This is a genomic window from Flavobacterium sp. (assembly GCF_035299245.1).
GTDB lineage: Bacteria > Bacteroidota > Bacteroidia > Flavobacteriales > Flavobacteriaceae > Flavobacterium.
In genome coordinates this window covers 54,455-71,006 of sequence record NZ_DATGWY010000008.1, presented here as the reverse complement: position 1 = coordinate 71,006, position 16,552 = coordinate 54,455, and the positions used below count along the sequence as shown (strand labels likewise).

The 16,552-nt window shown below is 35.2% G+C and carries 13 protein-coding genes; 5 read left to right on the top strand and 8 right to left on the bottom strand.

Annotated elements, in window-relative coordinates; all coding sequences use genetic code 11:
- Positions 1–11: 11 nt before the first annotated feature.
- On the top strand, positions 12–2,267 hold the full coding sequence (locus VK161_RS06070) for a carboxy terminal-processing peptidase (RefSeq protein WP_324213871.1): 2,256 nt from the start codon (positions 12–14) through the stop codon (positions 2,265–2,267).
- A 54-nt stretch (positions 2,268–2,321) separates the two neighbouring features.
- On the opposite strand, the gene VK161_RS06065 is transcribed toward VK161_RS06070, so the two are convergent.
- A complete protein-coding gene (locus VK161_RS06065) occupies positions 2,322–2,828 on the bottom strand; it encodes a hypothetical protein (RefSeq protein ID WP_324213870.1) in 507 nt (168 codons plus the stop codon).
- A gap of 63 nt (positions 2,829–2,891) precedes the next feature.
- Here VK161_RS06065 and VK161_RS06060 point away from each other — a divergent pair, with 63 nt between their 5' ends.
- Positions 2,892–3,737 carry a DNA/RNA non-specific endonuclease gene (locus tag VK161_RS06060; protein ID WP_324213869.1) on the top strand — a complete coding sequence of 282 codons (846 nt, stop codon included), beginning with the start codon at positions 2,892–2,894 and terminating at the stop codon, positions 3,735–3,737.
- Between the two features lie 144 nt (positions 3,738–3,881).
- On the opposite strand, the gene rodA is transcribed toward VK161_RS06060, so the two are convergent.
- From rodA to purH, 6 genes are all read right to left on the bottom strand, one after another.
- The gene (gene rodA / locus VK161_RS06055; RefSeq protein WP_324213868.1) at positions 3,882–5,147 is read right to left on the bottom strand and encodes a rod shape-determining protein RodA; all 1,266 of its coding nucleotides are present in this window, start codon (positions 5,145–5,147) and stop codon (positions 3,882–3,884) included.
- On the bottom strand, positions 5,147–7,132 hold the full coding sequence (gene mrdA / locus VK161_RS06050) for a penicillin-binding protein 2 (protein ID WP_324213867.1): 1,986 nt from the start codon (positions 7,130–7,132) through the stop codon (positions 5,147–5,149). The genes rodA and mrdA overlap by 1 nt, the downstream gene beginning before the upstream one ends.
- A complete protein-coding gene (locus VK161_RS06045) occupies positions 7,129–7,635 on the bottom strand; it encodes a rod shape-determining protein MreD (RefSeq protein ID WP_324213866.1) in 507 nt (168 codons plus the stop codon). The genes mrdA and VK161_RS06045 overlap by 4 nt, the downstream gene beginning before the upstream one ends.
- A complete protein-coding gene (mreC, locus tag VK161_RS06040; RefSeq protein ID WP_324213865.1) occupies positions 7,628–8,461 on the bottom strand; it encodes a rod shape-determining protein MreC in 834 nt (277 codons plus the stop codon). Before mreC ends, VK161_RS06045 begins: the two co-directional genes overlap by 8 nt.
- Before the next feature lie 90 nt (positions 8,462–8,551).
- The gene (locus VK161_RS06035) at positions 8,552–9,580 is read right to left on the bottom strand and encodes a rod shape-determining protein (RefSeq protein WP_324213864.1); all 1,029 of its coding nucleotides are present in this window, start codon (positions 9,578–9,580) and stop codon (positions 8,552–8,554) included.
- Positions 9,581–9,642: 62 nt separating this feature from the next.
- On the bottom strand, positions 9,643–11,169 hold the full coding sequence (gene purH, locus VK161_RS06030; protein ID WP_324213863.1) for a bifunctional phosphoribosylaminoimidazolecarboxamide formyltransferase/IMP cyclohydrolase: 1,527 nt from the start codon (positions 11,167–11,169) through the stop codon (positions 9,643–9,645).
- 232 nt (positions 11,170–11,401) lie between these two features.
- On the opposite strand from purH, the gene VK161_RS06025 reads away from it, so the two are divergent.
- From VK161_RS06025 to VK161_RS06015, 3 genes are all read left to right on the top strand, one after another.
- Positions 11,402–12,658, top strand: a complete 1,257-nt coding sequence (locus VK161_RS06025) for an ABC transporter permease (RefSeq protein WP_324213862.1) — start codon at positions 11,402–11,404, stop codon at positions 12,656–12,658.
- A 51-nt stretch (positions 12,659–12,709) separates the two neighbouring features.
- On the top strand, positions 12,710–13,249 hold the full coding sequence (locus tag VK161_RS06020; RefSeq protein WP_324213861.1) for a hypothetical protein: 540 nt from the start codon (positions 12,710–12,712) through the stop codon (positions 13,247–13,249).
- A 117-nt stretch (positions 13,250–13,366) separates the two neighbouring features.
- Complete coding sequence (locus tag VK161_RS06015) at positions 13,367–15,565, top strand: TonB-dependent receptor plug domain-containing protein (protein ID WP_324213860.1); 2,199 nt, start codon at positions 13,367–13,369, stop codon at positions 15,563–15,565.
- Positions 15,566–15,637: 72 nt separating this feature from the next.
- Here VK161_RS06015 and accD read toward each other — a convergent pair whose 3' ends face one another.
- On the bottom strand, positions 15,638–16,492 hold the full coding sequence (gene accD, locus VK161_RS06010; RefSeq protein ID WP_324213859.1) for an acetyl-CoA carboxylase, carboxyltransferase subunit beta: 855 nt from the start codon (positions 16,490–16,492) through the stop codon (positions 15,638–15,640).
- Positions 16,493–16,552 lie beyond the last annotated feature (60 nt).

The window sequence follows — 16,552 nt, the reverse complement described above, 5'->3', positions numbered from 1 at the left end:
TGAAAAATTTAATGAATACAATACTTCAATTTATGAAAAGGAATTATAAAGTGCTTTTGGTCGTGCTGGCCTTATCGGTTGGCTTGTGGAGTTTTATTCCAAAAACGAATGCCGAAGATCCGGAAAAAGATAAATTATTAATTGAACTGTTGACCTACGTTTTAGAGAAAGGTCATTACAGCCCGAAAACCTTTGATGATGATTTGTCAAAAGGCATTTACAAAGATTATATTGAAGCTTTAGATCCGTCAAAACGCTATTTTCTGCAGTCGGATATTGATGAATTTGCGAAGTATGAATTGAAAATCGATGATCAAATCCTCGAGAAGAAGCTGGATTTCTTCGATTTGACCTACAATCGTTTGGTGCAACGTATGAATGAAACGAAATCAATTTATGAAGAGATTTTGGATAAACCATTCGACTTTAATGTGGCTGAAGAAATTGATACAGATTACGAAAAACTACCTTATGCTAAAAACAAGAAAGAATTGAATGAGCGTTGGAGAAAACAATTGAAGTTGACGGTTCTATCTAATCTTGCTGATAAATTAAAGATGCAAGACGATGCTAAATCAGGCATTGTTGCTGAAAAATCGGAAAGCGAAAAAGCGAAGTACGATAAGATGTCGCAAGCACAAAAAGACAAAATTGAAAAAACCAAAACTGAAATCTTATCGAAGTCGTATGCTGATCTTGAAAAAGAAAGTAGAGAAAGTTCGTTAAAATCATTGAACGAATACTTCACTTTTGTTAAAGAATTGGAGCGAAAAGATTGGTTCTCAGTTTACATCAATGCGATTACAGCGCGTTTTGATCCTCATACTTCCTATTTTGCTCCGGAAGAAAAAGAGCGTTTCGATATTAGTATGAGTGGTAAATTAGAAGGAATTGGTGCTCGTTTACAAAAGAAAAACGATTTTACCGAAATCACCGAACTTATTTTGGGTGGTCCAGCTTGGAGAGGAAAAGAACTTGAAGCAGGTGACATCGTTTTGAAAGTGGCTCAAGCCGATGGCGAACCAATTGAAGTTGTCGGAATGCGTTTGGATGATGTGGTGAAAAAAATTAAAGGACCAAAAGGAACTGAAGTTCGTTTGACCGTGAAGAAAGCCGATGGAACTATAAAAGTAATTACCATTATTAGAGATGAGGTTGAAATTGAAGAAACCTACGCTAAATCGTGTATTATTGATCGAAATGGGGTGAAATACGGTATTATTTATTTGCCAAAATTCTACATTGATTTTGAAAACAAAGACAGTAGAGATGCTGGTAAAGATATTGCCATAGAAGTAGAACGCTTAAAAGCAGAAGGCGTTCAAGGAATTGTAATGGATGTTAGAGATAATGGTGGTGGTTCATTGAAAACCGTTGTTGATATTGCTGGATTGTTCATCGATCAAGGTCCGATTGTTCAAATTCAATCGGCTGCTGGAAAAAAAGAAGTGCTATCTGATAAAGATCCAAAAATTCAATGGGATGGACCATTGGTAATCATGCAAAACAGTTTCTCTGCATCGGCATCTGAAATTTTGGCTGCAGCAATGCAAGATTACAAAAGAGCCGTAATTATTGGAAGTAAACAATCGTACGGTAAAGGAACGGTTCAAAATGTAATCGATTTGAATCAATTCATCAGAGGAAGTGAATACGGAGATTTGGGTGCTTTAAAAACGACTACTCAGAAATTTTACAGAATTAATGGTGGTTCAACTCAGCTTGAAGGAGTAACCAGCGATGTTTTTATGCCTGATCAATACAGTTATCTAAAAATGGGTGAACGCGATATCGAAAACGCTATGCCTTGGGATAAAATCGCGCCAGCAAATTATAAAACTTGGGATAAATCGTCCAATTTTGATGCCGCTATAGCGAATAGTAAAATGCGTATTGCTAATAACCCGCAATTCAAATTGATTGATGAGTATGCAAAATGGAGCGATATCAGAAGAAATGAAAATGTGTACAGCTTGCAATTGCAAAAGTTCAGAGAAGAACAAAAGAAATTAGAGGAAGCCAATAAAAAGTTCAAATCTTTAAAAGAATACACCAATCAATTGCCTTTTGCAACGTTGGATTATGAAAAAGAATTGCTCAAAAACAATTTGTCTTTGAAAGAGAAAAGAGAAGATTGGTTCCAAACATTATCCAATGATATTTACATTGAAGAAGCAATCCGTGTTTTAGATGATTTACAGCCTAATAGCGGATTTAAAAAAGGTTTGACATCTAAAGACAAGAAAGAGAAATTAATCAAGTCTTAATCTCAATTGTTCTGCATAAAAAAAGCCTAGTTCAATCGACTAGGCTTTTTTTATTTATTGCAATTTTCTAAGTTTCTTTTTGGCTTTCTCGATATCTTCTTCGATTTCTTTGATTTTTAATTGTTGTTTGGTGATGTCAACGTTTGCTTTTTCAATGTCTACCGGAGAAAGTTTTCCTTTGGCTTTGGCTTTGGCGAATTTAGTTTCTTTCTTGTTCAAGTCTTTTCTCGCTTTGTCCAATTTGTCTTCGTATTTTCTAACGTCTTTCTGAGCCGATTCTAATCTTTTTTGCTCTTTTTCGGCTTTCTTCAATTCTTTTTCAGCCTTTTTTTGTTCTTTTTCTAACTTCTCCTGACGCTCTTCCATGTCTTTCTGTTTCTTCTCGGCGTCTTTTCGCTCTTTTTCAATTCGCTCTTGTTCTTTTAGGGCTTGCTTGTCTTCTTTCAGTTGTTGTTCAAGCCTTTCCTTCTGTACTGCTGCTGAATCAATTACAGTTTCTTGAGCAGTCGCCATTTGCATTCCAAATAAAGCAACTCCAGCTATTAAAAGTTTTAATTTCATTTTTCTTTAATTTAATTAGTATTCTTTTTTATGTTTCTCTAATATTGTTTCTTTGAACAAATTATGAAGTATAAATATATGAATAAAAATTGGATTTATAAAGGAATCGGCTGTCTAATATTTACTACACTCAGTGTTTCCTGTCGTATGGATAATGAAAGAGAAGTAACTACTACTGAAGTCAAAGTAAGTTCTAAAGATCAAACTGTTGAAAAGGCAAGTAGTGATTTTGATTTTTTGCCTTCGTCAACCACGAATCAAATTATTGAACACGAGGGTTATATTTTATCGTATTCTGAAGAAAATGAACAAGCCGAATGGGTGGCGTATGAATTGAAAAAAAGCGAACTCAATTATAACAACAACTATTTTAAGCGCCCTTTTTTTATTGAAGATCCAAAAGTGAGTAGTGCTTCGGCAGATTGGAAAAACTACCGTCGTTCGGGTTATGACAAAGGACATCTTTGTCCGGCGGGCGACCGAAAGTATTCGAAATCGGCTTTTGATGAAACGTTTTATACTTCGAATATTTCGCCTCAATTGCACGATTTTAATGAAGGTATTTGGAATCGATTGGAGCAAAAAGTGCGGTATTGGGCAGGAAAGTACGATGGAATTTACGTGGTTACAGGTGGAGTTTTAGATGAAAATTTACCGACAATTGGGGATGAAGACGTAACGGTTCCGAATTATTTTTACAAAGTTTTGTTGGATGAAAACGATGGTGATTATAAAATGATTGCATTTTTGGTTCCGCACCGCGATAGTGACCGACCGTTATATGAGTTTGTGGTTTCGGTAGATGAAGTTGAAAAGCGCACTGGAATTGATTTCTTTCCGAAATTGAATGATGCAGATGAAGTTCGTTTAGAAAAAAATAGTGACTATAAAAACTGGAGTTTCAAATAGCCCAGACAGTAATGGAAAGCAATTTTGCGAAGACAAGCCAGTTTTTGTTAAAGAAAAAAAGCGACCTAAGAAGCTTTTTTGCTTTTTACAAAAAGGTTTGGATTGCAAAATTCTTGTAATGAATGGCTGGATTAGCTTCAAAAATTACCACTCATTGACTTTATTGGCATCCATTTTTAAGAAGATGAACAGTAAGATGGTAAAACCCCAAAGACCAGAGCCACCGTATGAGAAAAACGGCAACGGAACTCCGATGGTTGGGAAAACTCCAATTACCATGGCGATGTTGACGAAAAAGTGAATGAACAGTATACTGGCTACGCAATAGCCGTAAACCCTGCTGAATTTGGTCTTCTGTCGTTCGGACAAATAGATGATTCGAACGATTAAGCCTACGAAAAGTCCGATTACAAAAACAGAACCTAAAAATCCCCATTCTTCACCAACGGTAGTAAAAATATAATCGGTATGTTGTTCGGGTACGAATCCGCCTTTGGTTTGCGTTCCTTCAAGAAATCCTTTGCCAATCCAACGACCTGATCCAATAGCAATTTCAGATTGATCGGTGTTATAGCCAATTCCGCGTTCGTCTACATCTTTTCCGAGTAAAATATTGAAACGGTCACGGTGGTGTTGTTTGAATACATTATTGAATACAAAACTCACCGAAAAGGAGAAGATAGTGACAAGCGCCAATATGATTAAACTGCCAATGATATTGCGTTCAATTAAACGACTGCGTAAATAATGAATGACTAAAACTACTGTAGCGATTAGTACGACTATTAGTGAATTCTCGAAGACCAAAGTCAGTATGAAAACAATTATTGCGACTAAACCAGTTCCTAAATACCAACCAGGTAAACCTTCTCTAAAGAGCACAAAAAAGAACGAAAAGTAAATTAAAGCACTTCCTGGATCGGGTTGAGGGAGAATCAAAAGAACAGGTAAAAATACAATTGTTAAGGCTTGAAGTTGCCGATTAGTGTGTTTTAAATTGATTTGAACATCACTCAGGTATTTGGCTAATGCTAATGATGTTGCGGCTTTGGCAAACTCAGAAGGCTGTAAAGTAAAACTTCCTATGGCGTACCAACAGCGTTGTCCAGCTACGGTTTTTCCGAATGGGAATAATCCAATCAGGGCGAGTATGGCAACGGCAAAGATAATTATGGAAAACTTTTCGTAGAATTTGGGTTCGACAAAAAGCACAACAAATATAATCGGAATTGAAATTAAGATGAACAAAAACTGTTTCCCGTAAATTTGAGAAGCATCAAAAATGGAAGAGTCAACTGCAGCAGTCGACAAAGACGATGAATAGATGTTGAGCCAACCCATGATTACCAAAGCGGTATAAATCATGATGCTCATCCAATCAATATTGCTTGAAACACTTTGATTCTTCATTAGGTTTTCAGTTTTACAGTATCTTTTTTCTTGGTTTTATTTTTGTCGGATAAAATGTCTTTGTTCTCTTTTTTTGCTTTTTTTATTGAATCTTCTTTCTTTTTTATTCGGTCAATACTGTCTTTCACTCGCGCAATACTATCCTGAACTTTTCTAGGATACAACTTTTGGTATTGTCCTTTCAGACTTCCATTTAACATACGTTTCTCAAATTCAACACGAGTAATTTTTTTGTTGAGGTATTTTTCAATCATTAAGGTTGTAATTGGTCCAGCCCAACGTGCACCCCAATATCCATTTTCAACAAATACAGCAATGGCAATTTTGGGATTGTCCTTTGGTGCAAACGCTACAAATATCGAGTGATCTTGAAGTTTTATTCTTTTCCCGTTTACACGAAGGTAATTTTCAGCCGTACCCGTTTTACCACAAATTTCGATGCCTTTTACTCCAAGTCCGGCTGCGGTTCCTTTATTGTATACATCAAACATTCCTTCGATAATAGGAGTGAAGTATTTTCGGTCAATTGTGGTAACGTGTTTGGTTCTGAATTTTTTATCAATCACGCCGCCATTAATTTTTTTGATGATGTGAGGTGTGTAATAATACCCTTTATTAGAAACGGCTGCCATAAAGTTAGCCAACTGCATTGGCGTTAACAATACTTCTCCTTGACCAATCGCGTTGGAAACGATGTTGGTGCTTTTCCAACCGCCGTTTGGGTATAATTTGTTATAAGTTTTTGATGTTGGGATATTTCCTTTTTTACCTGTCGGCAAATCGTAACCCATAAAGTTTCCTAATCCAAAACTTTTTAGGTGATTGCTCCACGCGTCTACGCCTTCAGAAGGTGTTTTGAATTTGTTGATCAAACGCATATAGGATTGCGAGAAATAACTGTTACACGATTGATAAATGGCTCTGTGTAGTCGAACTCCACCACCCGAACAATGACAGCGCATGAATTTTCTTCCGTATCTGAAACCGCGTCTACAGAAGAAAGTTGTACTATCATTAATGGCGCCTTCTTGTAATGCGATCAATCCTGTTAAGATTTTAAACGGCGAACCTGGAGTATATTCTGCCAATAATCCTCTGTCGTACAAAGGTTTTGCAATAGAATCGTGATAGAGTGATGTATAATTTCGTGATCGTTGTCTTCCGACTAAAATCGCAGGATCGTAGGATGGCGCAGTAACCAATGCTAATATTTCTCCCGTTTTGGGTTCGATAGCTACAATTCCACCCCATTTATTCACCATCAATTCTTCACCGTATTTTTGAAGTTCGGCATCAATGGTTAAAGTAATGTCTTTTCCTTGTTTGGCAATAGTGTCGTATTTTCCTTCTTTATAGGAGCCAATTTCTCGATTGAATTTATCTTTTTGAATGTATTTAACTCCTTTTTGCCCTCTTAAAATTTCTTCGTAGTATTCTTCAACACCTTGTTTGCCAATTAAATCACCACTTTTGTAATACGGATTGTTTTCGATGATTTTTTCATTCACCTGATTGATGAATCCGAAAATATTGGCGCCATTGGCAACCTGATAATCACGTAACGACCGTTTCTGAATGTAAAATCCACTGAAACGACGCTCTTTTTCCTGAAAAGCAGCATATTCTGATTTATTCAATTGAGATAAAAAAACAGAGGGCAACATCGGACTGTAGACTTTTGCCTTTTCCATTTTTTTGTTGTACTCTTCTTTGGTAATACCAAGAAGTTTACAAAACTCATCCACATTGATGTTTTTTACATCTCTTGGAACCACCATGATGTCATACGATGGTTGGTTGGCAACTAATAATTCTCCATTTCGATCATAGATATAACCGCGTTCAGGATAAGTATAGTTGATTTTAATTGAGATATTCTCCGACTTTAATTTCAGAGTGTCATCGATGATTTGCAAATAAAAAAGCCGTATCAATAACAAAATTCCTGCTACGATAACTAGTGTTGGAAGCAATGCTTTTCTCATCGTCTGTTGGGCTTAATTAAGTAAATTATTATGATGCTAAGAATCAGAGTGAACAGTGTACTTAGTATCGTTCGGGTAATAATTGTAAAGAAATATTCAAAGGTAAAAATTTCTAAAATAAATAAACTGAAATGGTGAATAATTACCGAGATGAGAATGAACGAAAACCGTTCGGGAGATAATGAGTCGTTTATTTTTACTGTTTGGTATTCGTAACTCAATCCAAACGAAAATTTAAAGATATAAGGTCGGAAGTAGGCTAAAATTAAACAGGATGTAGCATGAACACCACCCGAATTTAAAAACATATCCATTGTCAATCCTAATAAAAAACTGGATAATAACAAACTGTAGCGATTTCCATTCACAGGGAAAAGCATAATGAATAAGATGTAGGGAAACGGATTTACATAACCCAATAAATTCATATTATTGAAAATGGTTATTTGTGCCGCAAGCAACAGTACAAAACGAAGAGTATTATAAATAACGGTGCTATTCATCTTCGGTTGTGGTTATTTTTTCTAATTTTTTTATTTCGGGAGTGTCTTTGTTTTTGATGATGTAAACATAGCCCAAACTCGTCATGTCATTAAACAAACGAATGTCTAAAGTGTAAAAGTTAGTCTCATCATCAATATATACTTTTTCGATTGCCCCAATGTTGATGTTTTCTGGAAAAATATCCGATTGATTTCCTGTGACTACTGTATCACCTTTTCTAACTTGTGCCAATCTTGGTACATCAATCAACTGAACGTAACCCGCATTTTTGCCATTCCAAGTTAATGAACCAAAATGACCTGATTTTTTTATTTTAGCATTGAATTTTAATCGGTTAGTATTTAAGATACTTAAAACCGTCGAGTAATTAGCCGAAGTGTTTTCAATTACTCCAACAATTCCTAAACTGTTAATTACACCCATATCATTTTTGACACCTTGTTTGTAACCTGAGTTAAGAGTTAAGTAATTTTGATGAACATTGTATGAGTTCTTAATTACTTTCGATTCAATAATATTGATTTTCTTCACTCCAAAAACACTGTCAACTTCCTTGATCGTTGTGCTGTCTTTTTGATTGAACAATAAACTTTTCAAACGCGCATTTTCTCGAGCTAGTTCTTCGTTTTGAATTTTCAGATTGAAGTACTCTTCTACATTGTTCATCTTTTGATACACTCCGCCCGATAAGAAGTTGGCCGAACTTATTAATTTGCTTTTATGATACGAATGCGATTGAATAGTAAGTCCTAATGAGATGCCAATAAGCAGCAAAAACAGCATACGATAGCTGTTTTTAAATATAAAATTAAATATTTGCTGCATAATTTAAGTAGTATAAAATTTCAAATTCCAAACTCCAAAATTTAGGATTGTTGTACTATATTTTGGGATTTGGAATCTGATTTTGGAATTTTATTTAATCAGAATACTTCTAAATTTAGAGATGTTTTTCAACGCAATTCCAGTTCCTCTTACCACCGCTTTCAACGGATCTTCAGCAATATAAACCGGTAAATCTGTTTTTTGAGAAATACGTTTGTCTAAACCTCTTAGCATTGATCCACCACCAGCAAGATAAATACCTGTGTTGTAAATATCAGCAGCTAATTCAGGTGGAGTTTGAGATAAGGTTTCCATAATCGCGTCTTCAATACGTTGGATGGATTTATCTAATGCTTTGGCAATTTCTCTAAATGAAACTTCTACTTGTTTTGGTTTTCCTGTAAGTAAATCTCTTCCTTGAACTGACATATCATCTGGTGGAGTGTCTAAACCATCAGTTGCTGCGCCGACTTGAATTTTGATTTTTTCAGCTGTAGTTTCACCCACAAATAAATTGTGCTGTGTTCTCATGTAATAAATGATGTCGTTGGTAAAAACGTCACCTGCAATTTTCACTGATTTATCACAAACAATTCCGCCCAATGCAATCACAGCAATTTCGGTTGTTCCACCACCTATATCCACAATCATATTTCCTTTCGGCTGCATGATGTCAATTCCGATACCGATAGCTGCTGCCATTGGTTCGTGAATTAAGTATACTTCTTTACCGTTTACGCGCTCACACGATTCTTTAACCGCACGCATTTCCACTTCGGTAATCCCAGACGGAATACAAACTACCATGCGTAAAGCAGGAGTAAACATTCTCTTTTTTAAAGCAGGAATACTTTTGATGAACATACTAATCATCTTTTCAGATGCGTCAAAATCGGCAATAACTCCGTCTTTTAATGGTCGTATGGTTTTGATGTTTTCATGGGTTTTACCTTGCATCATATTGGCTTCTTTTCCAACAGCAATTATTTTACCTGTAATTCGGTCTCTAGCTACAATAGATGGACTGTCAATCACAACTTTGTCGTTGTGAATAATCAGTGTATTTGCGGTACCAAGGTCGATAGCAATATCCTCGGTCATGAAATCAAAAAATCCCATAGTTAATGAAAGGGTGTTAACGTGTTATAGTAAATAAATTTTAGCACACAAAAATAATAAAATTAATGTTTAAAATGACGTATTCCTGTAAATACCATTGCAACTTTATTTTCGTTGCAATAATTGATGCTCAATTCGTCTTTTATTGAACCTCCAGGTTGTATTACAGCCGTAATTCCAGCATGATGTGCAATCTCTACACAATCTGGAAATGGGAAGAAGGCGTCACTTGCCATTACGGCTCCATTCAAATCAAATCCAAATGTATTGGCTTTTTCAATGGCTTGTTTTAACGCATCAACTCGTGAGGTTTGTCCAGTTCCAGAAGCAATTAAAGTATTGTTTTTTGCTAAAACGATAGTGTTGGACTTCGTGTTTTTACAGATCTTAGAAGCAAAAATCAAATCGTCAATTTCTTGCGAAGTTGGAGCTGTATGTGTAACGGTTTTTAGGCCTTCTTTATTGTCTGTAATCGAATTTCTATCTTGAATTAACAAACCATTCAAACACGTTCTCACTTGGCGTTGAGGTAAAGGTACGTCGTTTATGGTCAATACAATACGATTCTTTTTTTCTTGTAGAATAATTAACGCTTCAGCATCAAAGCTAGGAGCAATCACTACTTCACAAAAAAGCGAGTTGATTTCATAAGCTGTTGCAGTATCGATGTTGCCATTTGCAATCAAAACACCTCCAAATGCCGACGTTGGATCGCCAGCCAAAGCCGCCAAATAAGCTTCTTTCATAGTGTTTCTAGTAGCTAAGCCGCATGCGTTATTGTGTTTTAAGATGGCAAAAGTGGGTTGGTCGTTTTTGAATTCTAAAATTAAATTCACCGCAGCATCAACATCTAACAAATTATTGTATGATAATTCTTTACCATGTAATTTGGTAAACATTGCATCAAAGTCGCCAAAGAAAAACCCTTTTTGATGTGGGTTTTCGCCGTATCGCAATACTTGACCATTGGCAATACTTGCTTTGTAGTAGGTGTCTTCTGTGTTGAAATAATTAAAAATAGCCGAATCATAATGTGAAGAAACATTAAACGCTCTGGTTGCCAAATATTTTCGTTGCTCTAAAGTGGTAGCTCCATTTCCTGAAACAATCATCTCCAAAAATAATTCATATTCATCAACAGAAGGAACAATCACAGTATCTTTAAAATTTTTAGCAGCAGCGCGAATTAGCGAAATACCACCAATATCTATTTTTTCGATAATATCGGCTTCACTAGCACCTGAAGCTACCGTTTTTTCAAATGGATATAAATCTACAATAACTAAGTCAATTTGCGGAATCTCAAATTCTTCCATTTGCTGTACATCACTAGGGTTGTCTTGACGGTTTAAAATTCCGCCAAAAATTTTTGGATGAAGTGTTTTTACTCTGCCGCCCAAAATGGATGGATATGATGTGATGTCTTCAACAGCAACTACCGGAATTCCTAAATTTTTAATGAATTCTTCAGTTCCGCCAGTCGAGTAAATGGTTGCATTTTGTTGGTGTAATTGTCTCACAATTGGCTCTAATCCTGTTTTGTCAAATACCGAAATTAGGGCTGATTGAATGGTTTTTGTTGTGCTCATTTGTTGTAGTGTTGTTGCTTTAAAATTGTAGTTAGTTGAAAGCATGCAAAAGTAGTTTTTTTAGTGTGAAATTATTTTAGTTACAACTATTTTTTTCGATAAAAATGCAACTTTTTTTTAGAGCAAATGGATTCGATGTATTTGTCTTTAATTTTCAATAAATCCGCCAATTAATTTTGAAATTTTGTAACAAAAAACTCACTTTATAAACTAATCATTTAACTTTGGCACTATGATAGTTTATCTTCGATTAATAAAAGAGAGTTTTACCTTTGCAATGAATGCGTTGCGGAATAACAAATTGCGCACATTATTATCGTTATTGGGTGTTACGATTGGTATTTTTTCGATTATAGCTGTGCTAACTGCAGTTGATTCTTTGGATCGAAAAATAAGAAGTGATATTAGTGGTTTAGACAATAGATCTATTTTTTTATTTAAATATTGTTTCGGTCCAAGTGAGGTTCCAGATTGGAAGATAGACCAATTTCCTCATGTTACTTTTGATGAATACAACTACATAAAAAATAGTGTTAATGGTGTTGAAGCTGTTTGTTACCAGTTTTTCACCAAAAATGAAAATATTAAATACGAAGAAAAGACAGCTAGTTCTGTTGATATTAAGCCTTGCACTTATGAATTTATTAATATAGAGAAGCTTGATTTTGATAAGGGTAGATTCTTCAACGAACAAGAATCTAATTCAGGTAGAAATTGCATCATTTTAGGAAATGAAATTGCTTCACTATTGTTTGAAAATCAAAATCCGATTGATAAAGAAATTCGATTGTACGGACAAAAGTTCATCGTAATTGGAGTCTTGAAAAAAGTTGGAGAGCGAATGGTTAGTTTTGGTTCCAATCCTGATAATACGGTTTACGTTCCAATGAACAAAATTAGAAGTATGTTTGGAGATAATAATGAATTGTTCACTCCAATCATCATCATACGACCAAGTGAGAATGTTAATTTGGAAGATATTAAAGGAGAATTAATTCAAAAATTACGAGTAAAAAGAGGTTTAAAATCGGGTCAAGTGGATACTTTTTTTGTCAATATCTTAAAAGGTGCTACCGATCAAATTGATGCGATCATCACTCAAATGAATATTATGGGTTGGATTATCGCTGGATTTTCGCTTCTTGTTGGAGGTTTTGGAATTGCAAACATCATGTTTGTTTCAGTTAAAGAACGAACCAACTTAATCGGTATACAAAAATCACTTGGTGCTAAAAATAAGTTCATTCTTTTTCAATTTCTTTTTGAATCGGTAATTTTATGTATAATAGGTGGTATAATCGGACTTTTAATAGTGTGGTTGTTAGCAATGTTGTTAACTAATTTATTGGATTTTGAATTTATCCTCAGTTTCTCAAATATAGCAATTGGAACAGGTTTGTCTATATTTGTAGGAATAATTTCTGGAATTTTACCTGCCATTTCTGCTTCACGTTTGGATCCAGTTGAAGCCATTCGTAGCGGAATGTAATCAATCTAATGCATTGCGATAGTTTTGTATATTTGAATCAAATTACTTCTTTTGAAAAAACAAGTAGTCAGTTTTTTTTTATTGTTTGTACTGATAGTTCCTATTGGTGCCACTTATTTATGGCTTCATCAAAGAAAACGAGCAGTAAAAAAAGAGATAAAATGGAAAATGATTGCAGGTTTGGATAAAAAAGAATTGGTCTATTTTGCTTTTTCTCAAAAGGATATTGAATCAAAATTGCGTTGGGAACATTCCAAAGAGTTCGAATACAAACATCAAATGTATGATGTGGTTGAGAAAAAAATCACCAATGATTCTGTACACTTATGGTGTTGGTGGGATTTTGAAGAAACCAAATTAAACAAGCAACTTCAAAGTCTTCTGACTGTTGCTTTTCAAAATGACACTAAGACTACTCAGAAAAGAGAACAAACTTTTGGGTTTTATAAATTATTGTATTTTCAACCTGAGTTTTCATGGGAACCTTTTGTTTATTCATCTGTTAGAATACTTTCCAATTATAAGAAGATTATTTATCAATCCATACCTTCATTAATTTCATTACCACCTCCAAAAGTTAGTATTTCATAAAATACATTTTTATTACAATTTGCATTTCAAATGAGTAGTCAGTTTGTCACTGAATAGTTGTTTTGTGATTTGTATTGTAATTTAATGAACCCATAATTGAAACAAATACTAATTAATATGAAAAAAACACATACTTTTTTTCTTTTATTGGTGTCGATGGTTGGCTTTTCTCAAAAAGAAAAAGATTCAATACAACCGACACCATTAGATGAAGTAATCATATCCATAAAATTACCCACAAATCTTGCTTTTTTACCCAATCAAGTAAAAGCAATCACTGAAAAACAAATTGATTTTCAGAATTTTCAAAGTACCGCCGAAATGTTGTCCAATTCAGGCTCACTATTTGTACAGAAGTCGCAACAAGGTGGCGGAAGCCCAGTGATTAGGGGTTTTGAAGCCAGCCGAGTTTTATTGTTGGTGGATGGTATTCGAATGAACAACTTAATCTTCAGAGCCGGACATCTCCAAAATGTCATCACAGTTGATGAAAGTTTCCTTGAAAATGTGGGTGTTTTTTACGGGCCAACTTCTACCTTATTTGGGAGCGACGCTTTGGGCGGAACAGTAGCGATGACGACCAAAAAAGCCAAATTTTTAGATGAAGCCAAAAACCCTTTCACAGGAAAAATCAATACGCGTTACAGCACTGTCAACGAAGAAAAATCAGTGGCTTTTCAATTGAATTATGCAACAACCAATTTTGCTTCTTTAACCGCTTTGTCGTACAATGATTTTGGCGATTTAAAAATGGGAAAGCGTAAAAACCATAACGGTGATTTTTTTGGTGAGCGACCTTTTTATGTGGCTACTATAAACGGCGTTGATCAGTTGATCGCTAACGATGACAAATACGTTCAAAAAAATTCAGGTTTCAAACAATACAATCTGATGCAAAAATTGACGTATAAAACTTCGAGTGGTTTTGAACACGGTTTGAATTTTCAATTTTCAACTTCTACTGATATTCCGCGGTACGATCGTTTGACAGAAACAAGTTCGTCTACTGGTTTGACTCATGCCGAATGGTATTACGGTCCGCAACAACGAGTTTTAGGAGTGTACTCGATAGCTAAAAACAAAGCTTTTTTGGGAAGCGATTTGAAAGTGAATGCTGCTTTTCAGAATGCTAAAGAAAGCCGACACAACCGTCGTTTTGGTAATTATACATTGCAAAACAGAGAAGAAAACGTAAACATGTATTCGGTTGCTGCTGACTTGAAAAGAAAGTTTACCAAAGGAGAGTTGTTCTATGGTTTTGAATCGTATTTTGAAACATTAAAGTCGACAGCTTATTCCAACAACATCAATACTGGAGTGGAAAATACCATTAGTACGCGTTATCCAAACGGAGATAATTCGATGTTGCGCAATGACTTATATGTATCGTACAATGAAAGAATTTCTGCTAAAACATTTTGGAATGCGGGTGCACGAATTGGCTACACTGCTTTAAAAAGTACAATTGCAGATGATCAATTTTTTCCGCTTCCATTCTCAAGTATTTCGCAAGGCAATTTTACCTACAGCGGAACTTTAGGAATTGTTAGATCAACTTCTAATAATTTTACGCTAAAAGCAAATCTTGCGACTGGTTTCAGAGTCCCGAATATTGATGATCTAGCTAAGATTTTCGAATCGGTACAAGGAACGATAATTGTTCCTAACGAAGATGTAAAGCCTGAAAAGTCGGTTACTGCAGATGTGGGTTTTGTCATTCAGTCAACATCGCAAAAGACTAAATTTGAAACAACCTATTTCTACACCCGAATGTACGATGCTTTAGTAACGGATGAATTCTTCTACAACGGTCAAAGTGTAATTGTTTACGATGGAACACCAAGTAATGTGTTTGCCAATCAAAATAAAGGCAAAGCTTTTATTACGGGAATTTCATCTAGCTTTTTGGTGTCATTGTGTTCGAATGTGAATTTTAATGCTAGTTTCAATTACAATTTAGGTAGAGTAGTAGAAGATGGAAATCAATCGCCACTCGATCATATTTCGCCCTATTTTGGTAAAATTGGATTGACTTACAACAGTTCAAAACTGAATCTCGACGCTTATATGTTGTATAACGGGAAAAAAGATGTAAAAGACTATTCAAACAGTGGAGAAGACAATTTGCAGTATGCACCAATTGGCGGAATGCCAGCTTGGGAAACCTACAATTTTAAATTGGGGTATGCGATTTTTGAAGATGCAACACTTTTTGCAGGAGTTGAAAACATTTTAGATACACAATACCGCGTTTTTGCTTCCGGAATCAATTCACCAGGAAGAAATTTCTACGGTGGATTGCAGTATGCTTTTTAGGTACTAATCACCAAAAAATATCCCGTTTCATTAATTTTTATGAAACGGGATTTTGTTTTTTTAAATACTTTTTTATCGAATATCTTGATTCAAAATCAAGTCCAAATACAAGTTGATTTTGTCTTTTAATTCTTTTCTGTGAGCGATAAAATCCAAGAAACCATGTTCTAAAACGAATTCGGCAGTTTGGAAACCTTCGGGTAAATCTTTTCCAGTTGTGTCACGAACAACACGTGGTCCGGCAAATCCGATTAATGCGCCAGGTTCAGAAATATTGATGTCGCCTAACATAGCATACGAAGCGGTTGTTCCTCCTGTTGTTGGATCAGTGCACAGTGAAATGTACGGAATTTTAGCTTCGGCCAATTGCGCCAATTTTGCTGAGGTTTTGGCCAATTGCATCAACGAATACGCAGCTTCCATCATACGTGCACCACCCGATTTTGAAATCATCACAAAAGGAACATTGTTTTTGATGGAATAATCGATTCCGCGGGCAATTTTTTCACCTACAACAGCACCCATAGAACCACCAATAAAGGCAAAATCCATACAGCAAACTACTAAGTCTTTTCCTTTGGATTTACCAACTCCAGTGCGAACGGCATCTTTCAATTTGGTTTTTTCCATCACGTCTTTTAAACGCTCAGAGTACTTTTTTGTATCCACAAAATTCAAAGGATCTTTAGAAGTCATTTTTGCATCCAGCTCTTTGAATTCATTGTTGTCGAACAAAATTTCAAAGTATTCAGCACTTCCAATTCGAACGTGAAAATCGTCTTCTGGACTCACCCATAAATTACGAGCCAATTCTTCAGTATCAATAATTTTACCTGTTGGCGATTTGTACCACAATCCTTTTGGAACGTCTTTTTTATCTTCCGTAGGAGTTTGAATTCCTTTTTCTTTTCTTTTAAACCAAGCCATAATTTTAATGGATAATGAATAATTGACAATTGATAATTAGTAATTGTCAATTATCAATTG

Excerpts from the sequence above, each read along its gene's own strand:
- VK161_RS06015 (WP_324213860.1), top strand. The coding sequence starts at position 13,367 with ATGAAAAAAACACATACTTTTTTTCTTTTATTGGTGTCGATGGTTGGC.
- VK161_RS06045 (WP_324213866.1), bottom strand. The coding sequence starts at position 7,635 with ATGAATAGCACCGTTATTTATAATACTCTTCGTTTTGTACTGTTGCTT.
- VK161_RS06065 (WP_324213870.1), bottom strand. The coding sequence starts at position 2,828 with ATGAAATTAAAACTTTTAATAGCTGGAGTTGCTTTATTTGGAATGCAA.
- VK161_RS06025 (WP_324213862.1), top strand. The coding sequence starts at position 11,402 with ATGATAGTTTATCTTCGATTAATAAAAGAGAGTTTTACCTTTGCAATG.
- purH (WP_324213863.1), bottom strand. The coding sequence starts at position 11,169 with ATGAGCACAACAAAAACCATTCAATCAGCCCTAATTTCGGTATTTGAC.
- mrdA (WP_324213867.1), bottom strand. The coding sequence starts at position 7,132 with ATGAGAAAAGCATTGCTTCCAACACTAGTTATCGTAGCAGGAATTTTG.
- rodA (WP_324213868.1), bottom strand. The coding sequence starts at position 5,147 with ATGAAGAATCAAAGTGTTTCAAGCAATATTGATTGGATGAGCATCATG.
- mreC (WP_324213865.1), bottom strand. The coding sequence starts at position 8,461 with ATGCAGCAAATATTTAATTTTATATTTAAAAACAGCTATCGTATGCTG.
- accD (WP_324213859.1), bottom strand. The coding sequence starts at position 16,492 with ATGGCTTGGTTTAAAAGAAAAGAAAAAGGAATTCAAACTCCTACGGAA.
- VK161_RS06035 (WP_324213864.1), bottom strand. The coding sequence starts at position 9,580 with ATGGGATTTTTTGATTTCATGACCGAGGATATTGCTATCGACCTTGGT.
- VK161_RS06060 (WP_324213869.1), top strand. The coding sequence starts at position 2,892 with ATGAAGTATAAATATATGAATAAAAATTGGATTTATAAAGGAATCGGC.
- VK161_RS06070 (WP_324213871.1), top strand. The coding sequence starts at position 12 with ATGAATACAATACTTCAATTTATGAAAAGGAATTATAAAGTGCTTTTG.